This window comes from Citrobacter sp. On2M (assembly GCF_018035235.1).
Taxonomy (GTDB): Bacteria; Pseudomonadota; Gammaproteobacteria; order Enterobacterales; family Enterobacteriaceae; genus Citrobacter; species Citrobacter meridianamericanus.
On sequence record NZ_WPCV01000004.1, the window covers coordinates 1,278,284 to 1,300,588 of the forward strand.

The window sequence follows — 22,305 nt, forward strand, 5'->3', positions numbered from 1 at the left end:
GCACTCCTTAACGGTCTTTCGGGTCGAGGGCGTCACGCAGGCCATCGCCAATAAAGTTAAAACAGAATAAAGTTACCACCAGGAAACCTGCCGGGAACAGCAGCAGCCATGGCGAGACTTCCATCGAGTTGGCACCATCACTCAGCAGTGCACCCCAGCTACTTAATGGCTCCTGTGTACCTAATCCCAGGAAGCTCAGGAAGGATTCAAACAGGATCATGCTGGGCACCAGCAATGAAGCGTAGACCACCACCACGCCCAGTACGTTCGGCACAATATGGCGGATAACGATGCGCACGGTAGAGACCCCTCCCACTTGCGCCGCTTCAATAAACTCTTTGCGCTTGAGACTCAGCGTTTGTCCACGCACGATACGCGCCATATCCAGCCAGGAGACCATCCCAATAGCAACAAAAATCAGCAGGATGTTTTGCCCAAAGAAGGTAACCAGCAGGATCACGAAGAACATGAACGGGAAGGAGTTGAGGATTTCCAGCAGACGCATCATTACCGAGTCGACTTTGCCGCCGAGATAGCCCGACAAAGAGCCGTATAGTGTACCGACGACTACCGCCACCAGCGCTGCGGCAATACCGACCATCAGCGAGATACGTCCGCCAATCGCCACGCGAACCAACAAGTCGCGACCCGACGAATCGGTGCCGAAATAGTGTCCTGATTCCATGTCCGGCGCGCTGGACATCATGCCCCAGTCGGTATCGAAGTAGGTAAACTGCGACAGCATTGGTGCCAGCGTCACGAACAGCGCAATAATCACTAACACCACCAGGCTTGCGACCGCAGCGCGGTTATGCATGAAGCGTCGACGCGCATCCTGCCACAGACTGCGGCCTTCGACCTCCAGCTTTTCACTGAAATTCTCCAGCGCTTCGCTGTTTTTCTTACTTAACATCATAGCGAGCTCCAGTATCAGTAACGAATTTTTGGGTCGATAACGGCATACAGCACGTCGACAATCGCGTTAAACACGATGGTCAGCGTACCCACCAGAATGGTCAGACTCAGAACCAGCGAATAGTCGCGGTTTAAGGCACCATTGACGAATAGCTGGCCAATGCCCGGCAAGCCGTAAATGGTCTCAATAACCATTGAACCGGTGATAATGCCGACAAATGCCGGTCCCATATAGGACAGGACGGGCAACAGCGCCGGCTTTAACGCATGGCGGAAAATAATCCGCCGCATCGGCAGCCCTTTTGCGCGCGCAGTGCGAATAAAGTTAGAGTGCAGCACTTCAATCATCGAACCACGGGTAATACGGGCGATACTGGCGATATAGGCCAGTGACAACGCCACCATCGGCAGGATCATAAATTTCAGCGCCCCGCCGTTCCAGCCCCCGCCAGGCAACCATTTCAAGGTTATGGCAAATATCATGACCAACAATGGAGCGACTACAAAGCTGGGGATAACGACCCCGGTCATTGCTACTCCCATCACCGTGTAGTCCCAGCGCGTATTTTGCTTCAGCGCGGCTATCACCCCAGCGCTTACACCGACGAGTACCGCCAGAATAAAGGCTGCCGCACCCAGCTTCGCTGAAACCGGAAAGCTCGAGGCAACGAGATCGTTGACAGTGTAGTCTTTGTATTTGAAGGAGGGCCCAAAATCGCCATGTGCCAGCTGCTTCAGATAGCTGAAGTACTGCGTTGAGATAGGATCGTTAAGATGATATTTCGCTTCAATATTTGCCAGTACCTCTGGCGGTAACGCGCGTTCTCCGGTAAATGGGCTTCCCGGCGCAAGGCGCATCATAAAGAATGAAATCGTAATAAGGATAAATAGCGTCGGAATCGCTTCCAGACAGCGACGTAGTATGAATTTTAACATTGCCCGTACCTTCTGGCGTGTGCCTTTATACCCCTTCTACCCCGACCTTCAGGTAAAGCGGTATTAATAGTTCGAAGAAAAAAGACACTGTGGGGCAATAAAAATGCCCCACGTCTTGCCATTAATGCTTGATAATATACAAGTCTTTAACGTGGATATTATCCATCGGGTCTTTACCAGAGTATCCGCCAACCCACGGTTTCACCAGACGGGCGTTAACATAGTAATAAACCGGTACAATCGCAGAATCTTTATCCAATTGCTGTTCCGCTTTTGAATACAGTTCGCTGCGCTGTGCTTCATCAGTCACTTTCAGGGTATCGGCAATCAGCTTATCAAACGCTGGGCTCTTATAGTGCACAGTGTTGTTGGAGCTGTCGGACAGCACCATGTTCAGGAAGGATGTTGGTTCGTTGTAATCCGCACACCAACCCGCACGCGAAACATCATAGTTACCCTGATGGCGCGTATCGAGGAATGTTTTCCACTCCTGATTTTCCAGCTTCACGTTAGCACCCAGATTTTTCTTCCAGATGGATGCCGCTGCGATGGCCAGCTTCTTATGCAGGTCTGAGGTGTTATACAGCAGGTCAAAGGTCAACGGCTTTTCAGCGGTGAAGCCTGCTTCAGCCAGCAGTTTTTTCGCTTCTTCATTACGTTTTTCCTGAGACCATTTGAACCATTCTGGTTCAACCAATTTTGCCCCATCGGTGTAAGGAGGAGTAAAGCTATATGCAGGCAGGTCGCCCTGGTTTTTCACTTTATTGACGATAATGTCACGATCCAACGCCAGTTTCAGGGCAGTACGAACGCGAACATCGTTGAACGGTGCTTTCTGATTGTTGATTTCGTAATAATAGGTGCACAGGTACGGGTCAACGTGAACTTCGTTCGGGATCTCTTTTTTCAGTTTCTGGAATAACTCGATCGGCATGTTGTTATAGGTCATGTCGATTTCACCGCTGCGATAGCGGTTCACGTCAGTCACTTCAGAAGCAATTGGCAAATAGGTAACCTGGTTTATAACGGTTTTCGCGTTGTCCCAGTAGTTAGTATTACGCTCAAGCACAATGCGCTCGTTGACAACCCAGTCTTTCAGTTTATAAGCACCGTTAGTGACGATGTTAGCTGGCTGAGTCCACTTCTCACCGTATTTTTCAACTGCGGCTTTAGGAACCGGTGAAACGGATGAGTGCACAAGCAGTTTGTAGAAATAAGGAACCGGCTCGCTCAGGGTGACTTCAAATGTATGATCGTCGAGAGCTTTAACGCCGAGATCGGTGACCGGCTTTTTACCGGCGATAATATCATCAATATTGACGATGTGGCCGTACTGCAAATAGCTGGCGTACGGTGACGCGGTATTTGGGTTAGCCAGGCGCTGCCAGCTATACACGAAATCTTGCGCGGTGACTGGCGTACCGTCAGACCACTTTGCATCTTTACGCAGATGGAATGTCCAGACTTTAAAGTCTTTATTTTCCCATTTTTCAGCTACGCCTGGTGATGGTTTGCCATCAACATCACTGATTAATAAACCTTCAAACAGGTCACGGTTGATGTTGGATTCAGGCACACCTTCGATTTTATGTGGATCGAGCGACTGAACTTCCGAACCGTTATTACGCACCAGAGTCTGCTTTTCAGCAAGCTGCACACCGGCTGGCACAACTGCTGCTGTGGCAGTATTTCCAGCGACTAGCGCAGTTAGGATCCCCGCAGCTACTAAACTTTTTTTAGTGATGTTAGTCATTGTGTTTGTACTCCCTCATTATTATGGCTGGCTTTTTAACCAGACTGTTAATCCTGTCAGGATCCCTGTACGGCATCGGAGATTTTCTGCCGTCAGGTGGTTTATTGTTTTACTGCTTGCTATCACCGACTCTATTTATTCTGGCGATTCGTACGACCGCCTTGCGTCGATTATCGATCGTGTTTCCCCTGCCGGAAACACGCTGTTACCCTGTTGAGAGAAATCAATTGAAAATGATTCTCATCAACGTGAAATCTTCTGCAAAATACCTGGCCGGAAAGTATCAAATGCGTTTCTTAACCGCCAATACATTTTACAAATTTGTTAACCAATTCTCTTTTATTGAAAATAAATCTCAGTAGAAAAGTCTTTCGAATGAAGATTTATCACAAAAAACCATTAAAAATCATAACATTGAACATCAAGCATTGTTAACTACCCTGTCCGGTATCAACACCGCGCTCAAATACACATTAATTTAACAATTGGTTATTAATTAGCACATTCATCTAAAAAAAACGCTGAAATAACTAATAACATTTCGATAATCCTACAGCAAGCCCCAGAGTATGATGTTACTAAAATAACAGCGACACTTGGCCACCACAGGCGGACTGTTGAGAGTTATATCTATAAATTCAATGAATAACAAAAGAGCTAAACATAAGTTTTTATTATTTTTGTTGTGCTACTTTTCAACTTTAGTGAGAAGTTTTACTGATAATGAAAGGAAACGGAGCCGATAGTGGCTCCGTTGATGCAAAAGAGGGATATCAGGCAAGCAAACCGGGGAAAATAGACTTGATTCCAGTAACAATGAACTCAATCCCCAGAGCCATTAACAGCAATCCCATAATACGCGTAATGACGTTGATGCCCGTTTGGCCCAGCAGGCGAACTAACCATGGCGCCATACGGAACAGCCCCCAACAGCACAGGGCAAACAGTGCAATTGCCACAAAAAAACCAAACAGGTTAATCGCACTATGATACCGCGTGCCCCAAACGATAGTTGAGCTTATCGCCCCCGGCCCCGCCATCAGAGGCAAGGCCAGTGGCACAACACCGATGCTTTCGCGAATAGCGGTTTCTGATTTTTCCTGTTTATTTTGCTTATCTTCGCCAAGTTTTCCGCTAATCATCGACATCGCAATAGTCACCACCAGGATGCCGCCGGCAATCCTGAACGAGTCTATCGAGATACCGAAAAGTTGCAGAATACCGTCACCAAGGAACAGCGAAGTCCACAGGATGATGGCAACCGAAAGGTTTGCCGTAAGGTTGGTTTTGTTGCGCGCTGCAGCCGTTTGGTAGCTGGTCATGCTGATAAAGACAGGGATAATCCCCACCGGGTTGACCAACGCAAATAACCCAATGAAAAATTTAAAATAGACAGGAAAATCAAATAGCGTTTGGATCACGGTTAGCTCCGAAGCGTTAGCCGGATAAAATGAGTCATAAAAAAATTGATAAAATCCGCGCTGAAGATACGCTTTTTGTCAGCATACTTCACCTTCTATCTGCGTTTATCTACGTAAATACGCTACCAATAGTGAGTGTTATTAATATGTATTGAATATGCTAATGTCATTGGAATTCATCACATCAATTCATTAACACTTACCGATAAACGCTAAAAGGGCCTGCTGAAAGGTGTCAGCTTTGCGAAATCTTGATCCAGATCACGCAATTACTACTCAGAAGTGAGTAATCTTGCTTACGCCACCTGGAGGTAACGCGTTAGAGTTAACTGACGCTAACGCATAAGCTCTTTTAGTAAATCAAGGTAAAACGGACGTTAATTAACCGTTTGATTTTCAAAACGTTACACAAATTTTCGTCGATCTGTCTATACTCTCGTATCGAGCAGATGATTTACTAAAAAAGTTTAACATTATCAGGAGAGCATTATGGCTGTTACTAATGTCGCTGAACTTAACGCACTTGTAGAGCGCGTAAAAAAAGCCCAGCGTGAATATGCCAGTTTCACTCAAGAACAGGTTGACAAAATCTTCCGTGCCGCCGCTCTGGCTGCCGCAGACGCTCGAATCCCTCTCGCGAAAATGGCCGTTGCCGAATCCGGCATGGGCATCGTCGAAGATAAAGTGATTAAAAACCACTTCGCTTCAGAATACATCTATAACGCATATAAAGATGAAAAGACCTGTGGTGTGCTGTCTGAGGACGACACTTTCGGTACCATTACCATCGCTGAACCGATTGGTATTATCTGCGGTATCGTTCCAACCACTAACCCAACTTCTACTGCCATCTTCAAATCGCTGATCAGCCTGAAGACGCGTAACGCCATCATCTTCTCTCCGCATCCGCGTGCTAAAGATGCGACCAATAAAGCCGCTGATATCGTTCTGCAGGCAGCCATCGCTGCTGGCGCGCCGAAAGATCTGATCGGCTGGATCGATCAACCTTCCGTAGAACTGTCTAACGCGCTGATGCACCACCCGGACATCAACCTGATCCTTGCGACTGGTGGTCCAGGCATGGTGAAAGCTGCATACAGCTCCGGTAAACCAGCTATCGGCGTAGGCGCAGGTAACACCCCGGTTGTCATCGATGAAACCGCAGATATCAAGCGTGCTGTTGCCTCCGTTCTGATGTCTAAAACCTTCGATAACGGCGTAATCTGTGCTTCTGAACAGTCTGTTGTTGTTGTTGACTCTGTATATGACGCAGTACGTGAGCGTTTCGCGACTCACGGTGGCTACATGCTGCAGGGTAAAGAGCTGAAAGCTGTTCAGGACGTTATCCTGAAAAATGGCGCGCTGAACGCGGCCATCGTTGGTCAGCCGGCATACAAAATTGCTGAACTGGCAGGCTTCTCCGTACCAGAAACCACCAAGATTCTGATCGGCGAAGTGAAGGTTGTTGACGAAAGCGAACCGTTTGCTCACGAAAAACTGTCTCCGACGCTGGCGATGTACCGTGCGAAAGACTTTGAAGACGCCGTTAATAAAGCTGAAAAACTGGTTGCGATGGGCGGTATCGGTCATACCTCTTGCCTGTACACCGACCAGGACAACCAGCCAGAACGCGTTGCTTACTTCGGCCAGATGATGAAAACCGCACGTATCCTGATTAACACCCCTGCATCTCAGGGTGGTATCGGTGACCTGTACAACTTCAAACTCGCACCTTCCCTGACTCTGGGTTGTGGTTCATGGGGTGGTAACTCCATCTCTGAAAACGTTGGTCCTAAGCACCTGATCAACAAGAAAACCGTTGCTAAGCGAGCTGAAAACATGTTGTGGCACAAACTTCCGAAATCTATCTACTTCCGTCGTGGCTCTCTGCCAATCGCACTGGATGAAGTGATTACCGATGGTCACAAACGTGCGCTGATCGTGACCGACCGCTTCCTGTTTAACAACGGTTATGCTGATCAAATCACTTCCGTGCTGAAAGCTGCTGGCGTTGAAACTGAAGTGTTCTTTGAAGTCGAAGCTGACCCAACTCTGACCGTTGTACGCAAAGGTGCTGAGCTGGCTAACTCTTTCAAACCAGACGTGATCATTGCGCTGGGTGGTGGTTCCCCGATGGACGCCGCGAAAATTATGTGGGTTATGTACGAGCATCCGGAAACTCACTTTGAAGAACTGGCGCTGCGCTTTATGGACATCCGTAAACGTATCTACAAGTTCCCGAAAATGGGCGTCAAAGCGAAGATGGTTGCCGTTACCACCACTTCCGGTACCGGTTCTGAAGTGACTCCGTTTGCTGTTGTTACTGACGATGCAACCGGGCAGAAATACCCGCTGGCAGACTATGCGCTGACTCCGGATATGGCGATTGTTGATGCTAACCTGGTCATGGATATGCCGAAGTCCCTGTGTGCGTTCGGTGGTCTTGATGCCGTAACTCACGCTTTGGAAGCTTACGTTTCCGTACTGGCTTCTGAGTTCTCTGACGGTCAGGCTCTGCAGGCGCTGAAACTGCTGAAAGAAAACCTGCCGGCGTCCTACCATGAAGGTTCTAAGAACCCGGTAGCTCGTGAACGTGTACACAGTGCAGCAACCATCGCCGGTATCGCGTTTGCTAACGCCTTCCTGGGTGTATGTCACTCAATGGCGCACAAGCTGGGTTCTCAGTTCCACATTCCTCACGGTCTGGCGAACGCCCTGCTGATCAGCAACGTTATTCGTTATAACGCCAACGACAACCCGACTAAACAGACTGCATTCAGCCAGTATGACCGCCCACAAGCTCGTCGTCGCTATGCTGAAATCGCAGATCATCTGGGTTTGAGCGCACCGGGCGACCGCACTGCTGCGAAAATCCAGAAACTGCTGGGCTGGCTTGAAGAAATCAAAGCTGAACTGGGTATTCCTAAGTCTATCCGTGAAGCTGGCGTTCAGGAAGCTGACTTCCTGGCACACGTGGACAAACTGTCTGAAGATGCGTTTGATGACCAGTGTACTGGTGCTAACCCGCGTTACCCGCTGATTTCTGAACTGAAACAGATCCTGCTGGATACCTACTACGGTCGTGAGTACAGCGAAGGCCAGGCCGCAGCTAAGACTGAAACAGTAGCAGCACCGAAAGCTGAGAAAAAAGCGAAGAAATCCGCTTAATTCGACCAGATAAGTTTTAGTTTCACTCTAAACGGCCCCACATTGGGGCCGTTTTTTTATGTCCTACTCTATCGGAACAGGCATATACGTAATTCAGAGGCGTATAGAGGATGGTTCTGTTGGAGTGGGGCCAGTACGGTGTAAGAATTGCGTCAGAGAGAACCTGACAGGGTAGAGAACATTGTCGAATGTCGCGGCCTACCCTGCGTGACTAAGCGCGCGTAAGCGCTAAGGGTTAATCGTGGCTGTGTCGCTCTTGTATCGCCGTCAGAGAGCCCTCAGACTGCGCTTGTTTATAATGTTTACGACAAACCGAGACATAACGTTCATTCCCGCCAATAACGACCTGCTCGCCCTCGTTATAGGGTCTTCCAGCCTGATCAAGACGTAAAACCATACTGGCCTTACGCCCACAGAAACAAATGGTTTTTAATTCAACCAGCTTATCAGACCATGCAAGCAGGTATTCGCTGCCGCCAAATAATTCACCACGGAAATCTGTGCGTAAACCATAGCACAACACGGGAATATCCAGCCGATCGACTACTTCAGATAATTCATAAACCTGTTGCCGAGTCAGAAACTGCGACTCATCAACCAGTACACAGTGAATTCTTTGCAGCTCGTTTTCAGCACGAATCTCTTCGAACAATGATGAATTTTGGTTAAACAATTTTGCAGGTGACGACAGACCTATACGTGAACTTACTTTTCCAGCGCCAAAACGGTCATCAATTTCCGCTGTATATACAACAGCACGCATCCCACGTTCCTGATAATTGTACGAAGATTGCAGCAATGCAGTCGACTTACCGGCATTCATTGCAGAATAGTAAAAATATAGCTGTGCCATTGACCGAAGGCCCTCACCTGGGGAAATAAATATGGGCGGGATTGTATCATATTTCACGAAAGTGTCGGCGTAGCGTTGCTCCCAAAGGCGTATAAATGCGCATACAGGCGCGCTCAGTGTCGCCTTAATAACCAGTTTTTTAAGTTACATGAGAGCATGAGTACACTCTGCCATAGCCCAGATAACCTGAAACTGGATGTGTATATACATACTCTTTCACAAATAGTGCTCATGAAATTTATCCATGCGGTTTTTCATCCTGTGGCAATAAAGAAACCCTTTCCTTATTGTTATTGAATCTACCCACAGTCGCCATGTATTAGTGAATTCACGTAAGCAAAACTAATACAAAAGGTTGAAATCACTGCAAAGAGATACTATTTGTACACCATAAAATGTGACCTGAATCTTGAATTTTTACTCTCAACTGCTGAGAAGCCCCCTCACCAATAAGCCTTTTTTATGCCCAACAGCACGTGGAATTTATGACAGAAGAATTAATTCTGATACTAAATAAAGCGCAATTTTGAATTCCTTACATTCCTGGCTATTGCACAACTGAATTTATCGCTCTATTATTAGCTCAACAAACCACCCCCAATATAAGTTTGAGATTACTACAATGAGCGAAGCACTTAAAATTCTGAACAACATCCGTACTCTTCGTGCGCAGGCAAGAGAATGTACTCTGGAAACGCTTGAAGAAATGCTGGAAAAATTAGAAGTTGTAGTTAGCGAGCGCCGTGAAGAAGAAAGCGCTGCCGCTGCTGAAGTTGAAGAACGTACTCGTAAACTGCAACAATATCGTGAAATGCTGATCGCTGACGGCATTGATCCGAACGAACTGCTGAATAGCATGGCTGCTGTTAAATCTGGCACCAAAGCTAAACGTGCTGCGCGTCCGGCTAAATATAGCTATGTTGACGAAAACGGTGAAACTAAAACCTGGACTGGCCAGGGTCGTACACCGGCTGTGATCAAAAAAGCGATGGAAGAACAAGGTAAACAACTGGATGACTTCCTGATCAAGGAATAATTCAGAATTACGCTGTTCAAAATCCCGCCAATGGCGGGATTTTTTTTGCCGCTACTTCGCTCTGTCCATACCTGGATTAGGTATAAAAAAACGGCGCTGGGTTAACAGCGCCGTTCTTACCTGGTAATACCTGGAGGTTACTTCTTAATACCCATCTCTTCTTCCAGCCAGGCTTTAAATTCAGCACCCAGTGTATTATGGCGAATACCATATTCTACGAACGCTTGCATATAACCCAGCTTATTACCACAGTCATGGCTTTTGCCCTTCATGTGATAAGCTTCAACCGTTTCTTTTTCAATCAGCATATCAATAGCATCAGTCAGCTGAATTTCATCACCCGCTCCCGGAGGGGTTTTAGCCAGCAGAGGCCAAATATCTGCGCTCAGCACGTAACGCCCCACAACGGCCAAATTAGATGGCGCTACATCGGCCTTCGGCTTTTCAACAACGCCAACCATCGGTACGCTTTCGCCAGGAGCTAATTCAACGCCCTTACAATCAACAACACCATAAGCGGTAACATCTTCTACCGGCTCAACCATAATCTGGCTACTGCCTGTTTCATCAAAACGATGAATCATTTCGGCAAGGTTGTCGCGTGATAAATCAGATTCGTATTCATCAAGAATTACGTCCGGCAGGATAACCGCAACTGGTTCATCACCCACTACCGGATGTGCGCACAATACCGCGTGACCCAGACCTTTGGCCAGCCCCTGACGCACCTGCATAATAGTGACATGCGGTGGACAAATAGACTGCACTTCTTCCAGAAGCTGACGTTTTACACGTTTTTCCAGCATAGCTTCAAGTTCAAAGCTGGTATCAAAGTGGTTCTCAATCGAATTTTTAGACGAGTGAGTAACAAGCACAATTTCAGTGATGCCCGCAGCAATACATTCGTTTACGACGTACTGAATTAATGGCTTATCAACCAACGGTAGCATCTCTTTCGGGATAGCTTTCGTAGCCGGTAACATCCTGGTTCCTAATCCCGCTACCGGGATAACGGCCTTTTTGACTTTCGAATTAAGGGCAGCCATTTAAAACTCTCCTGGACTGTTCATGTATTGAACGTGTTCATCAATCTGTATCGCATCCCAGTATATCAGTACAGCGACAAGCTTCTGGTCTGAAAAGGACGCGCGTCGGTATAATTAAGATAAATACGAATAAATCTGGCGCTGATAGTAGCACCCGCAGCATGAGAGAGGTGAACCAATTTGATTCCCACACCTGTCAATTGTTCATTCCGCAGACAACATCAGGCGCAAACGACCACCAGCCCCCCAAATTTGGCATTGCCAGGACTCGCAGCGTTGACTTAGTTGATTAAGATACGCATTACCTAAAGTGCCCAGCGGAACGCCATTACTGATTTGTACGTTGTGGGAACCCGTATTTAATGTCGCATTCAGCCCTGCAGATACCAAAATCAGGTTTTTTAATTCGCTGTGGTAATAGCCCACCAGCAAGGGAAACTGTCCAGGCAAATTAGCCTGGCGCAGTAAATGGTTTACCTGCTTCAATAACGCACCGAGCTCCGGTAACCGTTGATTTTGATGTGCCAACTGTTCCTGTAACAAACCGTTAAATAGCGCACGCAGTAATAATGCTGCCAGGACACCGTTATCCCCTGCCCTTGTCACATCCAGGCAATAAAACGCAAGGTCATGGTCCGAGAGCGGCGCAATATCCAGTACTAGCCCCGGCTGATCGGCGGCCACTAACTGGCGATAATTGATTCGACAGTGTGAAATCACTTGTGACACCGGAGGCTGTAATTCTTGTAACAGCTTTGCCGCAGCAGCCGGATCGCCGACCATCGCATCCCAGTCGCGAAACAGCCGTTCTTCTTCTTCCACGCGTGAATTAAACATATTGGGATACAAGCACGCAAAGACGGTTTCACGTAGTCGGTTAAGGTCCTTTACTGGTTTCAGTAGCACATCATCCACCCCCAAGCGCAGCGCTTTAGCGATGTCGGACATGTTTTCCGTTGCGGAGATCACCAGTATCGGGGTCTGATCGCCACGATTACGCAGATACTCCACCAGTTTGAGGCCGTTCATTCTTGGCATAGCCAGATCGCAGATCATCAAGTCTGGGTTAAAGTGTCCGAGTAATTCCAGAGCTTCAAGCCCATCGCCAGCTACCGCTGTTGTCGCCCCCAAAGAGGAAAACCATGAGTCCATGAGTGAGCGAAATACCGGCTCATCCTCAACGATAAGAATCTGTTTTCCGACCAATGGCTGCGTCATATTCTCCCCCCTGACTGGCTTTAGTAAATAGTGGCATGCTATTGCTACTCACGCCTGTCAGAATTTGCTTAAGTGTTGATAAAAAATGCGTTAGACGTTGGTTTTCACCAAGGGTAGAAGTTCATCCATTTTCTTCTCGACCGCCAGTTGTCCGGCAGCAATTGCTGCGCTAGCGCGGTGGAAATCCAACGTGGATATTTGCGGACAAAACGGCTGAATCAGAATATCCGGCGGGTCGCCAGCCATGCGGTTACGTTTCAGACGGTTTTCCAGAACCTGAATAGAGGTCGTCATGATTTCCATCGCCGTCGGTGCGGTGACCGCACGCCTGGCCGTAATGTTGCTCAAACGCTCTTTCAGGCGGGCACGCCAGGAAAGCTCGTCAGTGTCACCACTCAATTCGCTATCACTGCTGACGTTGAAGGAGAGTAAATCTTGCTGCATAAGATGCGCATCGTGTTGCAGATCGACGGCAATAACGATGTCAGCACCCAGCGCGCGGGTCAGGGACACAGGTACGGGATTCACCACTGCACCATCGACCAACCAGTAACCATTATGCGCCACGGGAGACATCAGACCGGGAATACTGCAGGAGGCTCGGACAGCGAGATGCAAATCACCTTCGGTGAACCATAGCTCCCGACCCGTGCTCAGGTTTGTGGCAACCGTTGCGAAACGACGTGAGCATTGTTCAATAGCTTCTACCGGCATGACATTACGATACTGATTGAATACACGTTCACCGCGCAGCAATCCACCTCTACGCCACGAGAGATCCATCAGGCGTAAAACATCCCAATAGCTGAATGAGCAAACCCACTGCTCAAGGGCAGGTAATTTATTGCAGGCATAAGCGGCGCCCACCAACGAGCCGATAGAACAACCCGCAACGATATCAATATCAATGCCCATGTGTTTCAGGGCTTTAATCACACCAATATGCGACCAGCCTCGCGCTGCGCCGGAACCTAGCGCCAGCCCAATTTTTATTTTTCTCATTGTACCTACAGACTTCCCCTGGCTTGCAGACGTAGCAACATCACTACGGCTCAGTTAACATAGTGCCACCGTGGCGTTTTTACGCCGTTTTTTTATTCCAGGGAGTATTTTGTGTCTCAGGTTTGTCCCTGTGGTAGCGCTGTCGAGTATAGCCTATGTTGCTACCGTTATGTGTCTGGCGAACAAGTAGCACCTACGCCGTCACACCTCATGCGTTCTCGCTACTGCGCTTTTGTGATGAAGGACGCAGATTACCTGATCAAAACCTGGCATCCAGACTGTCATGCAACCGCGTTTCGCGACGACATTATCGCAGGATTTAGCCATACCGAATGGCTCGGACTGACCGTTTTTGAACAAGAGACGACAGACGCAGAAAATACCGGCTATGTCAGCTTTGTCGCACGGTTTACAGAACAAGGTAAAACAGGCGTAATTATCGAGCGCTCTCGTTTTCTAAAAGAAAACGGTCAGTGGTACTATATAGACGGTACACGCCCTCAAATTGGACGAAACGATACCTGCCCTTGTGGCTCCGGTAAAAAATTTAAAAAGTGCTGCGGCTAGTCAACGCCCGACAGTATCAATTTTGCAAACATTCTCAACAGGATCACCGCTGCAAATGCATTCATTACAACGAAAAGTACTGCGTACTATTTGCCCGGACCAAAAAGGTCTGATCGCACGCATTACGAATATCTGTTACAAACACGAGCTGAATATCGTGCAAAACAATGAGTTCGTGGACCACCGTACCGGGCGTTTTTTTATGCGTACCGAACTGGAGGGTATTTTTAACGACGTCACGCTGCTTGCCGATCTGGATAGCGCCTTACCCGAAGGCTCCATTCGTGAATTAACGCCAGCAGGCCGCCGTCGCATCGTCATTTTGGTCACTAAAGAAGCTCATTGTTTGGGCGATCTGTTAATGAAGGCCAATTATGGCGGACTGGATGTTGAAATCGCTGCGGTGATCGGCAACCACGAGACGCTGCGCTCCTTGGTTGAGCGATTCGATATTCCGTTTGAGCTGGTCAGCCATGAAGGTTTAACGCGTGACGAGCATGACCAGAAAATGGCCGACGCTATCGACGCGCACCAACCGGACTATGTCGTGCTGGCAAAATACATGCGCGTTCTGACACCTACATTTGTTTCCCGCTTCCCGAATAAGATTATCAATATCCACCATTCATTCCTGCCAGCGTTTATTGGTGCTCGCCCTTACCATCAAGCCTATGAGCGCGGCGTGAAGATCATCGGTGCGACGGCGCATTATGTGAATGATAATCTCGATGAAGGTCCAATTATTATGCAGGACGTGATTCATGTGGATCACACCTACAGTGCAGAAGATATGATGCGCGCAGGTCGTGACGTTGAGAAAAATGTATTAAGCCGCGCGCTGTATCAGGTTCTGGCTCAACGCGTCTTTGTTTACGGTAACCGAACGATTATTCTGTAATCACCAATAATATGAATTGATTAGCTTTACTGCGTTACGGATGAAAAGTACGCAAACAGTTCATGTTAAGCAAAGGAATGCTTTACAGCGGCGCATCATTTGATATGATGCGCCCCGCTTCCAACGGAAGCAGGCCAGTAAAAGCATTACCCCGTGGTGGGGTTCCCGAGCGGCCAAAGGGAGCAGACTGTAAATCTGCCGTCATCGACTTCGAAGGTTCGAATCCTTCCCCCACCACCATTATTCAGCTAGTTCACAAAATCAGTATACCCCAGGTGGGGTTCCCGAGCGGCCAAAGGGAGCAGACTGTAAATCTGCCGTCATCGACTTCGAAGGTTCGAATCCTTCCCCCACCACCATCATTTCATATAGCACCAACACCGAATTCATCTGTAGTGCCCCATGCACCTTCCCAATAGGGAAGGATGAGAAGCTTCGACTAAGGTTCGATTCGAGCGTAGCGAGAAAGCGTTGCCGCAGACAACGACCCGAAGGGCGAAGCGCGCAGCACTGAGTAATCCTTCCCCACCACCTACTTCTCCAGTAACACTTCAGCTAAATACATCTTCTTGCAAACAACCATAAAAAAACCCCGCCGAAGCAGGGTTTGTCTTATACAGATAACCGATTAGTGACGCGCTCGTACAATCTGGTATTTACGCGTCAGGTACTCGACCGGAACGCTCCAGATGTGCACCAGGCGCGAGAATGGGAACAACAGGAACAGCGTCATCCCCAACACCAGGTGCATACGGAAAATAAACGCGACACCATCCAGATATTGAGACGCTCCGCCTTGGAAAGTCACCACAGACTGTGCCCAGTTCACCAGCTTCATCATCTCGCTGCCGTCCATATGCTGGGCAGAGAACGGAATGGTCAACAGGCCCAGCGCACACTGAACCACCAGCAGGGAAAGAATCAAAATATCTGCTGCAGTCGTGGTTGCACGCACACGTGGGCTGAACAGACGGCGTTTAAGCAGTAAAACGCCACCAACCAGGCACATCACGCCGGATGCCCCGCCCGCAAACATCGCCATCTTCTGCTTCACTTCGAGCGGCAGCCACGCTTCATACATCCAGTGCGGCGTTAACATACCAAGGAAGTGACCGGCAAAAATACCCAGAATCCCGATATGAAACAGGTTTGACGCCATGTTCATCCCTTTACGATCCAGCATCTGGCTGGACGCCGCACGCCAGGTGTACTGTCCGTAGTCATAACGCAGCCAGCTGCCGATCAGAAAGACTGAACCTGCAATGTACGGATAGATGTCAAAGAAGAACGTATTCAGGAAGTGCATTATTGCTGTCCTCCGGTGGTGATATTCAGATACTGCGGCGCAACGGCCCCGGCAAAACGACGCTGATAAGCGGTGATTTCCGACTCGCCACACCCCTGATCGGCGAAGAATTTCACTTGCTCTTCTTCCCAAACTGCATCCAGCGCTTGTGGGGTATCATCACGCGCTTCATCCGCAATCTTTTCAGCCACTTTATCGCTGTCGATAACGGTATTCGCCAGTTTTAACAGCAGATCAAACAGCACCGCATAACGGCTTTCACGCTGTTGCAAACGTGCGCTGAGCAGCGCCAGAATTGGTGCTATATCCTGTAATCCAGCTAACGCTTCGCTTTTCGGCAGTTGCGCAAGGTATTCCAGATACAGCGGAAGATGATCGGGAAGCTCGCGGCTGTCGAGCTGCAAACCGTGCTGCTCATACTGCGACATCAGATCGACCATCGCCTGACCACGATCGCGGGACTCGCCGTGTACATGTTCAAACAACAGCAGCGAGGTGGCGCGACCACGGTCAAACAGTTCGCTATAGCTTGCCTGCACATCCAGCATGTCCTGCGCAGTGAGATCGCGCAGGAAAACGCCCAGGGTCTGGGCATCCTCTTTATCCAGGTTTTCAGATGACGCGAGTGCATCGAAAAGTTCCTGCTGATGCTGCCATAAGGCAGCATCCGGGTACTCGAGCAGACGCGAAACAATGACGAGTTCAATCATTGGTGCGGCTCCGTTTTGCTGGTCACATCAACAGCGTCGATGCGGCGGCTGTTGAACAGATTGAATTTAGTATCAGAACCGTGGCAACCGTCACCGAAGGTAAAGCCGCAACCGCTTTTCTCCGGGAATGCCTCACGCGCCAGTTCACGATGACTGCTCGGTACCACGAAACGATCTTCGTAGTTAGCAATCGCCAGATAACGATACATTTCCTGTGCCTGCGCTTCGCTTAATCCCACCTCTTCCAGCGCACGGGTATCAACTTTACCGTCAACGGTTTCCGCACGTTTGTAGTGACGCATCGCCAGCATACGTTTCAGCGCCAATAGTACCGGCTGTGTGTCGCCTGCGGTGAGCAGGTTCGCCAGGTATTGAACCGGGATACGCAAACTCTCAACGTCCGGCAGAATACCGTTGCTACCAAGCGTACCCGCGTCCGCGGCAGACTGAATCGGTGACAAAGGCGGCACATACCAGACCATCGGTAGCGTGCGGTATTCCGGATGCAGCGGCAGCGCCAGCTTCCAGTCCATCGCCATTTTGTAAACCGGAGACTGTTGTGCAGCGTCAATGACGCTCAGCGGAATACCATCTTTCAGCGCCTGTTCAATAACCGCTGGATCGTTCGGATCGAGGAACACGTCCAGTTGACGCTGGTACAGATCCTTTTCGTGCTCGGTGCTGGCCGCGCTTTCGATCGCATCTGCGTCATACAGCAGTACGCCGAGATAACGGATACGACCAACACAGGTTTCGGAGCAAACGGTCGGTTGACCCGCTTCGATACGCGGATAGCAGAAGATGCACTTCTCGGACTTCCCGCTCTTCCAGTTGAAGTAAATCTTCTTGTACGGGCAGCCGGTGATGCACATACGCCAGCCACGGCACTTGTCCTGGTCGATCAGCACGATGCCATCTTCTTCACGCTTGTAGATAGCGCCACTCGGGCAGGTCGCCACACACGCCGGGTTAAGGCAGTGCTCACACAGGCGCGGCAAATACATCATGAAGGTGTTTTCGAACTGGCCGTACATTGCCTTCTGCATGTTTTCGAAGTTCTGGTCTTTGGCGCGTTTTTCGAACTCGCCGCCCAGAATTTCTTCCCAGTTAGGACCGCTGGTAATTTTGTCCATCCGCTGACCGGTGATCAGCGAGCGCGGACGGGCAATCGGCTGCGCTTTGCTGCCTTCAGGTGCGGTGTGCAGATTCTGATAGTCGAAATCAAACGGCTCGTAGTAGTCATCCATGCCCGGTAGATGCGGGTTAGCAAAGATTTTACCCAGCAGCAGCGCACGGTTACCCATGCGCGGTTGCAACTTACCGTTGATTTTACGGATCCAACCGCCCTTCCATTTTTCCTGATTTTCCCAGTCATTCGGGAAACCAACACCAGGCTTACTTTCGACGTTATTGAACCAGGCGTATTCCATACCTTCGCGGCTGGTCCAGACGTTTTTACAGGTCACTGAACAGGTGTGGCAGCCGATGCACTTATCGAGATTCAGCACCATGCCGACTTGTGAACGAATTTTCATTTTACGCTCTCCTGTACCTGGTCATTGCCTTCGCCATCCAACCAGTTAATGTTCTTCATCTTACGTACAACTACGAACTCATCGCGGTTTGAACCGACGGTACCGTAGTAGTTAAAACCGTATGCCAGTTGCGCATAGCCGCCGATCATGTGGGTCGGTTTCGGCGTAATACGGGTCACCGAGTTATGGATCCCGCCGCGCTGCTGGGTGATTTCTGAACCCGGCAGGTTAACGATGCGTTCCTGCGCGTGGTACATCATGGTCATCCCGGCCGGCACACGCTGGCTGACAACCGCACGTGCGGTCAGCGCACCGTTGCTGTTGAAAACTTCGATCCAGTCGTTATCTTCGATACCCAGTTCTTTCGCATCGACTTCACTCATCCACACGATCGGACCACCGCGTGACAATGTCAGCATCAGCAGGTTGTCGCTGTAGGTGGAGTGGATACCCCATTTCTGGTGCGGCGTCAGGAAGTTAAGCGCTTTTTCCGGGTTACCGTTAGACTTCTCACCCATCACCTCTTTCACTGAACGAGTGTCAATAGGTGGGCGGTAAACCAACAGGCTTTCACCGAAATCACGCATCCATTGATGATCCTGATACAACTGCTGGCGACCGGAAAGCGTACGCCATGGGATCAGTTCGTGAACGTTGGTATAACCGGCGTTATAAGACACATGTTCATCTTCCAGACCAGACCAGGTCGGGCTGGAAATAATTTTTCGCGGCTGCGCCTGAATGTCACGGAAACGAATTTTTTCGTCTTCTTTATTCAACGCCAAATGTGCATGGTCACGTCCGGTAAATTCACTCAACGCTTTCCAGGCTTTCACTGCGACCTGACCATTGGTTTCAGGGGCCAGTGTCAGGATCATCTCAGCGGCATCAATAGCCGTGTTTAGACAAGGCTGTCCTTTCGCCGGGCCTTCCGCCTTGGTGTAGTTGAGCTTACGCAGCAGATCCATTTCGCTCTGGGTGTTCCAGGCAATACCTTTACCGCCGTTACCGATTTTTTCCATCAAAGGACCGATAGAAGTAAAGCGCTCATAGGTTGCCGGATAGTCACGCTCAACGGTCATGATGTGCGGCGCGGTAACCCCCGGAATCAGGTCGCACTCGCCTTTTTTCCAGTCTTTTACATCCAGCGGTTGCGCCAGTTCGGCGGCAGAATCGTGCTGGATTGGCAGCGTAACGACGTCGGTTTCTTTCCCGAGGTGGCCTACGCAGACTTCAGAAAATGTCTTCGCGATGCCTTTGTAGATTTCCCAGTCGCTTTTCGACTCCCAGGCTGGGTCAACGGCGGCAGAAAGCGGATGAATAAACGGATGCATATCCGAGGTATTCATATCATCTTTTTCATACCAGGTTGCGGTAGGCAGCACGATGTCGGAATACAGACAGGTGCTCGACAGACGGAAGTCCAGCGTCACCACCAGATCCAGTTTGCCGTCCAGTCCGTTGTCATGCCATTCCACTTCTTCTGGCTTCACGCCGTTCTGCTGGCCCAAATCCATCCCCTGAATACCGTGCTCGGTACCCAGCAGGTACTTCAGCATGTACTCATGTCCTTTACCTGAAGAACCGAGCAGGTTAGAACGCCAGATGAACAGGTTACGCGGATGGTTTTTACCGTTTTCAGGTTGTTCCGCCGCAAAGCGAATCGAGCCTTCTTTCAGGGATTTCACGGTGTAATCCACCGGTGTCATACCTGCATTCTGCGCTTCTTGCGCGATATACAGCGGGTTGGTACCCAACTGCGGCGCAGATGGTAGCCAGCCCATACGTTCAGCGCGAACGTTAAAATCAATCAGGTGGCCGCTATAGCGGGATTTATCTGCCAGCGGAGACAGCAGTTCCTGCGCGGTGACCGTCTCATACCGCCACTGACTGGAGTGATTATAGAAGTAGGAGGTGCTGTTCATGTGACGCGCCGGACGCTGCCAGTCAAGGGCAAACGCCAGCGGCTGCCAGCCGGTCTGAGGGCGCAGTTTCTCTTGGCCGACATAGTGTGCCCAGCCGCCACCACTCTGACCCACACAACCGCAGAAAATCAGCATATTGATCAGGCCGCGATAGTTCATATCGAGGTGGTACCAGTGGTTCAGGCCCGCACCGACGATAATCATCGAACGACCGTGCGTCTTGTCGGCATTATCCGCAAATTCACGGGCGATGCGCACAATCTGAGCACGTGATACGCCGGTAATTTTCTCTGCCCATGCTGGGGTATACGCTTTCACGTCATCGTAGCTGGTCGCGCAATTTTCATCGTTCAGACCACGTTCCAGACCGTAGTTGGCCATGGTCAGGTCGTAAACGGTGGTCACCAGTGCGGTAGAACCATCGGCCAGTTGCAGACGTTTAACCGGCAATTTATGCAGCAGAATGTTTTCCAGTTCTACTTTGCTGAAATGTTCAGTACCTTCACCGCCAAAGTATGGGAAACCTACTTCAGCGATGTCATCCTGACTCCCCAGCAGACTGAGCTGCAGTTCGGTTTCATCACCAGATGTGCCGTCACGCTGCTCAAGGTTCCATTTGCCTTTTTCGCCCCAACGGAAACCAATTGAACCGTTTGGCGCAACCATTTCGCCGTTGCTGTTGATAGCAACAGTTTTCCATTCTGGATTGTTTTCCTGGCCCAGAGCATCAACCAAATCCGCCGCACGCAGCATACGACCAGCAGCATAGTAGCCGTCGCGCTCTTCCAGCATCACCAGCATTGGCATGTCGGTATAGCGACGTACGTAGTCGGTGAAGTACTGGCTCGGATTATCGAGGTGGAACTCGCGCAGCATGACGTGGCCCATCGCCATCGCCATCGCCGCATCGGTCCCTTGTTTCGGTGCCAGCCACAGGTCGCACAGTTTGGCAATTTCTGCATAGTCCGGCGTAATTGCTACCGTTTTGGTGCCTTTATACCGAACTTCAGTGAAGAAGTGCGCATCCGGGGTACGGGTCTGAGGTACGTTGGATCCCCAGGCAATAATATAGCTGGAGTTGTACCAGTCGGCGGATTCAGGTACGTCTGTTTGCTCACCCCAGGTTTGCGGAGATGCTGGCGGTAAGTCGCAATACCAGTCGTAGAAGCTCAGGCAGGTACCGCCGATCAGCGACAGGTAGCGCGCGCCAGAAGCGTAAGAGACCATGGACATTGCCGGGATGGGCGAGAAGCCAGCGACGCGGTCAGGACCATAGGTCTTGATGGTATACACGTTAGACGCAGCAATCAGTTCGTTCACTTCCTGCCAGGAAGAACGAACGAAACCACCACGACCGCGCGCTTGTTTGAAGCTCTTTGCTTTGTCGGCGTCTTCGATAATAGACGCCCAGGCATCTACCGGATCGCTGTGTAATCTTTTTGCTTCACGCCACATCTTCATCAGACGTTTACGCATCAGCGGGTACTTCAGACGGTTAGCGCTGTAGAGATACCAGGAGTAGCTTGCACCGCGCGGGCAGCCGCGAGGCTCGTGGTTTGGCATATCCGGACGAGTGCGAGGATAGTCAGTTTGCTGGGTTTCCCAGGTTACCAGACCATTTTTGACGTAGATTTTCCAGCTGCATGAGCCGGTGCAGTTTACCCCGTGGGTTGAACGCACGATTTTGTCATGCTGCCAACGCTGGCGATATCCATCCTCCCAGTCCCTGTTAGTATTGAGAAGCTGGCCGTGCCCATCGGCAAAGGTTTCGCCCTTCTGCTTGAAGTAGCGAAACCGGTCCAGGAATTTACTCATCGGTTTTCTCCTGTAGGAGCCTGACGGCTCTCTGATAAATCGACATTGCTTGATTGAGAGCGAAGGTAACGCTCTGAAAGGACGTAAGAATTGATAACGATCAAGGCAGACAGGGATGAAAAATGAGGGACAATTTTCACATACCCCCTTAGTGGGATATCTATAAATCAGTCAACTAACTGAATTATAATATTTTTTTTA

General features: G+C 49.7%; 16 protein-coding genes, 2 tRNA genes and 1 other RNA gene. 7 read left to right on the plus strand and 12 right to left on the minus strand.

The window, feature by feature from the left end; genetic code table 11:
* Positions 1–7: 7 nt before the first annotated feature.
* The 4 genes from oppC to ychE form a co-directional block, all read right to left on the minus strand.
* Complete coding sequence (gene oppC, locus On2M_RS16440; RefSeq protein ID WP_151225527.1) at positions 8–916, minus strand: oligopeptide ABC transporter permease OppC; 909 nt, start codon at positions 914–916, stop codon at positions 8–10.
* Positions 917–930: 14 nt separating this feature from the next.
* A complete protein-coding gene (gene oppB / locus On2M_RS16445; RefSeq protein ID WP_003020708.1) occupies positions 931–1,851 on the minus strand; it encodes an oligopeptide ABC transporter permease OppB in 921 nt (306 codons plus the stop codon).
* 121 nt (positions 1,852–1,972) lie between these two features.
* On the minus strand, positions 1,973–3,604 hold the full coding sequence (gene oppA, locus On2M_RS16450; RefSeq protein WP_210905163.1) for an oligopeptide ABC transporter substrate-binding protein OppA: 1,632 nt from the start codon (positions 3,602–3,604) through the stop codon (positions 1,973–1,975).
* 773 nt (positions 3,605–4,377) lie between these two features.
* The gene (ychE, locus tag On2M_RS16455) at positions 4,378–5,025 is read right to left on the minus strand and encodes an NAAT family transporter YchE (RefSeq protein WP_003020714.1); all 648 of its coding nucleotides are present in this window, start codon (positions 5,023–5,025) and stop codon (positions 4,378–4,380) included.
* A gap of 489 nt (positions 5,026–5,514) precedes the next feature.
* Between ychE and adhE the strand changes: the two genes are divergently transcribed.
* Complete coding sequence (gene adhE / locus On2M_RS16460) at positions 5,515–8,193, plus strand: bifunctional acetaldehyde-CoA/alcohol dehydrogenase (protein WP_151219386.1); 2,679 nt, start codon at positions 5,515–5,517, stop codon at positions 8,191–8,193.
* Positions 8,194–8,428: 235 nt separating this feature from the next.
* Here adhE and tdk read toward each other — a convergent pair whose 3' ends face one another.
* The gene (gene tdk, locus On2M_RS16465; protein WP_151219510.1) at positions 8,429–9,046 is read right to left on the minus strand and encodes a thymidine kinase; all 618 of its coding nucleotides are present in this window, start codon (positions 9,044–9,046) and stop codon (positions 8,429–8,431) included.
* 622 nt (positions 9,047–9,668) lie between these two features.
* Between tdk and hns the strand changes: the two genes are divergently transcribed.
* On the plus strand, positions 9,669–10,082 hold the full coding sequence (gene hns, locus On2M_RS16470) for a histone-like nucleoid-structuring protein H-NS (protein ID WP_003020723.1): 414 nt from the start codon (positions 9,669–9,671) through the stop codon (positions 10,080–10,082).
* Positions 10,083–10,219: 137 nt separating this feature from the next.
* Here the strand turns inward: hns and galU are convergent, their stop codons facing one another.
* The 3 genes from galU to rssA all read right to left on the minus strand — a co-directional run bounded on the left by galU (position 10,220) and on the right by rssA (position 13,348).
* On the minus strand, positions 10,220–11,128 hold the full coding sequence (gene galU, locus On2M_RS16475) for a UTP--glucose-1-phosphate uridylyltransferase GalU (protein ID WP_187252329.1): 909 nt from the start codon (positions 11,126–11,128) through the stop codon (positions 10,220–10,222).
* A 204-nt stretch (positions 11,129–11,332) separates the two neighbouring features.
* Positions 11,333–12,346 (minus strand): two-component system response regulator RssB, encoded by a 1,014-nt coding sequence (gene rssB / locus On2M_RS16480; protein ID WP_151219387.1) that lies wholly within the window; start codon positions 12,344–12,346, stop codon positions 11,333–11,335.
* A gap of 90 nt (positions 12,347–12,436) precedes the next feature.
* On the minus strand, positions 12,437–13,348 hold the full coding sequence (gene rssA / locus On2M_RS16485; protein WP_210905164.1) for a patatin-like phospholipase RssA: 912 nt from the start codon (positions 13,346–13,348) through the stop codon (positions 12,437–12,439).
* A 111-nt stretch (positions 13,349–13,459) separates the two neighbouring features.
* Between rssA and On2M_RS16490 the strand changes: the two genes are divergently transcribed.
* The 5 genes from On2M_RS16490 (at position 13,460) to On2M_RS16510 (ending at position 15,348) form a co-directional block, all read left to right on the plus strand.
* Entirely contained in the window at positions 13,460–13,915 is a 456-nt protein-coding gene (locus tag On2M_RS16490) for a YchJ family protein (RefSeq protein ID WP_151219389.1), read from the plus strand.
* Between the two features lie 55 nt (positions 13,916–13,970).
* A complete protein-coding gene (gene purU, locus On2M_RS16495) occupies positions 13,971–14,813 on the plus strand; it encodes a formyltetrahydrofolate deformylase (protein WP_151219390.1) in 843 nt (280 codons plus the stop codon).
* 155 nt (positions 14,814–14,968) lie between these two features.
* A tRNA-Tyr gene (locus tag On2M_RS16500) sits at positions 14,969–15,053 on the plus strand.
* A gap of 34 nt (positions 15,054–15,087) precedes the next feature.
* Positions 15,088–15,172, plus strand: a tRNA-Tyr gene (locus tag On2M_RS16505).
* A gap of 45 nt (positions 15,173–15,217) precedes the next feature.
* A non-coding RNA gene (locus On2M_RS16510) (RtT sRNA) lies at positions 15,218–15,348 on the plus strand.
* Between the two features lie 93 nt (positions 15,349–15,441).
* Here the strand turns inward: On2M_RS16510 and narI are convergent.
* Genes narI through On2M_RS16530 form a run of 4 tightly spaced genes read right to left on the minus strand, consistent with a single transcriptional unit; the run spans position 15,442 to position 22,104 of the window.
* Complete coding sequence (narI, locus tag On2M_RS16515) at positions 15,442–16,119, minus strand: respiratory nitrate reductase subunit gamma (protein WP_187259584.1); 678 nt, start codon at positions 16,117–16,119, stop codon at positions 15,442–15,444.
* Positions 16,119–16,829, minus strand: a complete 711-nt coding sequence (gene narJ, locus On2M_RS16520; RefSeq protein WP_210905165.1) for a nitrate reductase molybdenum cofactor assembly chaperone — start codon at positions 16,827–16,829, stop codon at positions 16,119–16,121. Before narJ ends, narI begins: the two co-directional genes overlap by 1 nt.
* Complete coding sequence (gene narH, locus On2M_RS16525; protein WP_151219393.1) at positions 16,826–18,364, minus strand: nitrate reductase subunit beta; 1,539 nt, start codon at positions 18,362–18,364, stop codon at positions 16,826–16,828. The genes narJ and narH overlap by 4 nt, the downstream gene beginning before the upstream one ends.
* Complete coding sequence (locus tag On2M_RS16530) at positions 18,361–22,104, minus strand: nitrate reductase subunit alpha (protein WP_151219394.1); 3,744 nt, start codon at positions 22,102–22,104, stop codon at positions 18,361–18,363. The genes narH and On2M_RS16530 overlap by 4 nt, the downstream gene beginning before the upstream one ends.
* Positions 22,105–22,305: the final 201 nt, after the last annotated feature.

Coding starts and splice junctions, on each gene's coding strand:
- oppC (WP_151225527.1), bottom strand. CDS start 916: ATGATGTTAAGTAAGAAAAACAGCGAAGCGCTGGAGAATTTCAGTGAA.
- oppB (WP_003020708.1), bottom strand. CDS start 1,851: ATGTTAAAATTCATACTACGTCGCTGTCTGGAAGCGATTCCGACGCTA.
- On2M_RS16530 (WP_151219394.1), bottom strand. CDS start 22,104: ATGAGTAAATTCCTGGACCGGTTTCGCTACTTCAAGCAGAAGGGCGAA.
- narJ (WP_210905165.1), bottom strand. CDS start 16,829: ATGATTGAACTCGTCATTGTTTCGCGTCTGCTCGAGTACCCGGATGCT.
- purU (WP_151219390.1), top strand. CDS start 13,971: ATGCATTCATTACAACGAAAAGTACTGCGTACTATTTGCCCGGACCAA.
- rssA (WP_210905164.1), bottom strand. CDS start 13,348: ATGAGAAAAATAAAAATTGGGCTGGCGCTAGGTTCCGGCGCAGCGCGA.
- oppA (WP_210905163.1), bottom strand. CDS start 3,604: ATGACTAACATCACTAAAAAAAGTTTAGTAGCTGCGGGGATCCTAACT.
- galU (WP_187252329.1), bottom strand. CDS start 11,128: ATGGCTGCCCTTAATTCGAAAGTCAAAAAGGCCGTTATCCCGGTAGCG.
- rssB (WP_151219387.1), bottom strand. CDS start 12,346: ATGACGCAGCCATTGGTCGGAAAACAGATTCTTATCGTTGAGGATGAG.
- narH (WP_151219393.1), bottom strand. CDS start 18,364: ATGAAAATTCGTTCACAAGTCGGCATGGTGCTGAATCTCGATAAGTGC.
- hns (WP_003020723.1), top strand. CDS start 9,669: ATGAGCGAAGCACTTAAAATTCTGAACAACATCCGTACTCTTCGTGCG.
- narI (WP_187259584.1), bottom strand. CDS start 16,119: ATGCACTTCCTGAATACGTTCTTCTTTGACATCTATCCGTACATTGCA.
- tdk (WP_151219510.1), bottom strand. CDS start 9,046: ATGGCACAGCTATATTTTTACTATTCTGCAATGAATGCCGGTAAGTCG.
- adhE (WP_151219386.1), top strand. CDS start 5,515: ATGGCTGTTACTAATGTCGCTGAACTTAACGCACTTGTAGAGCGCGTA.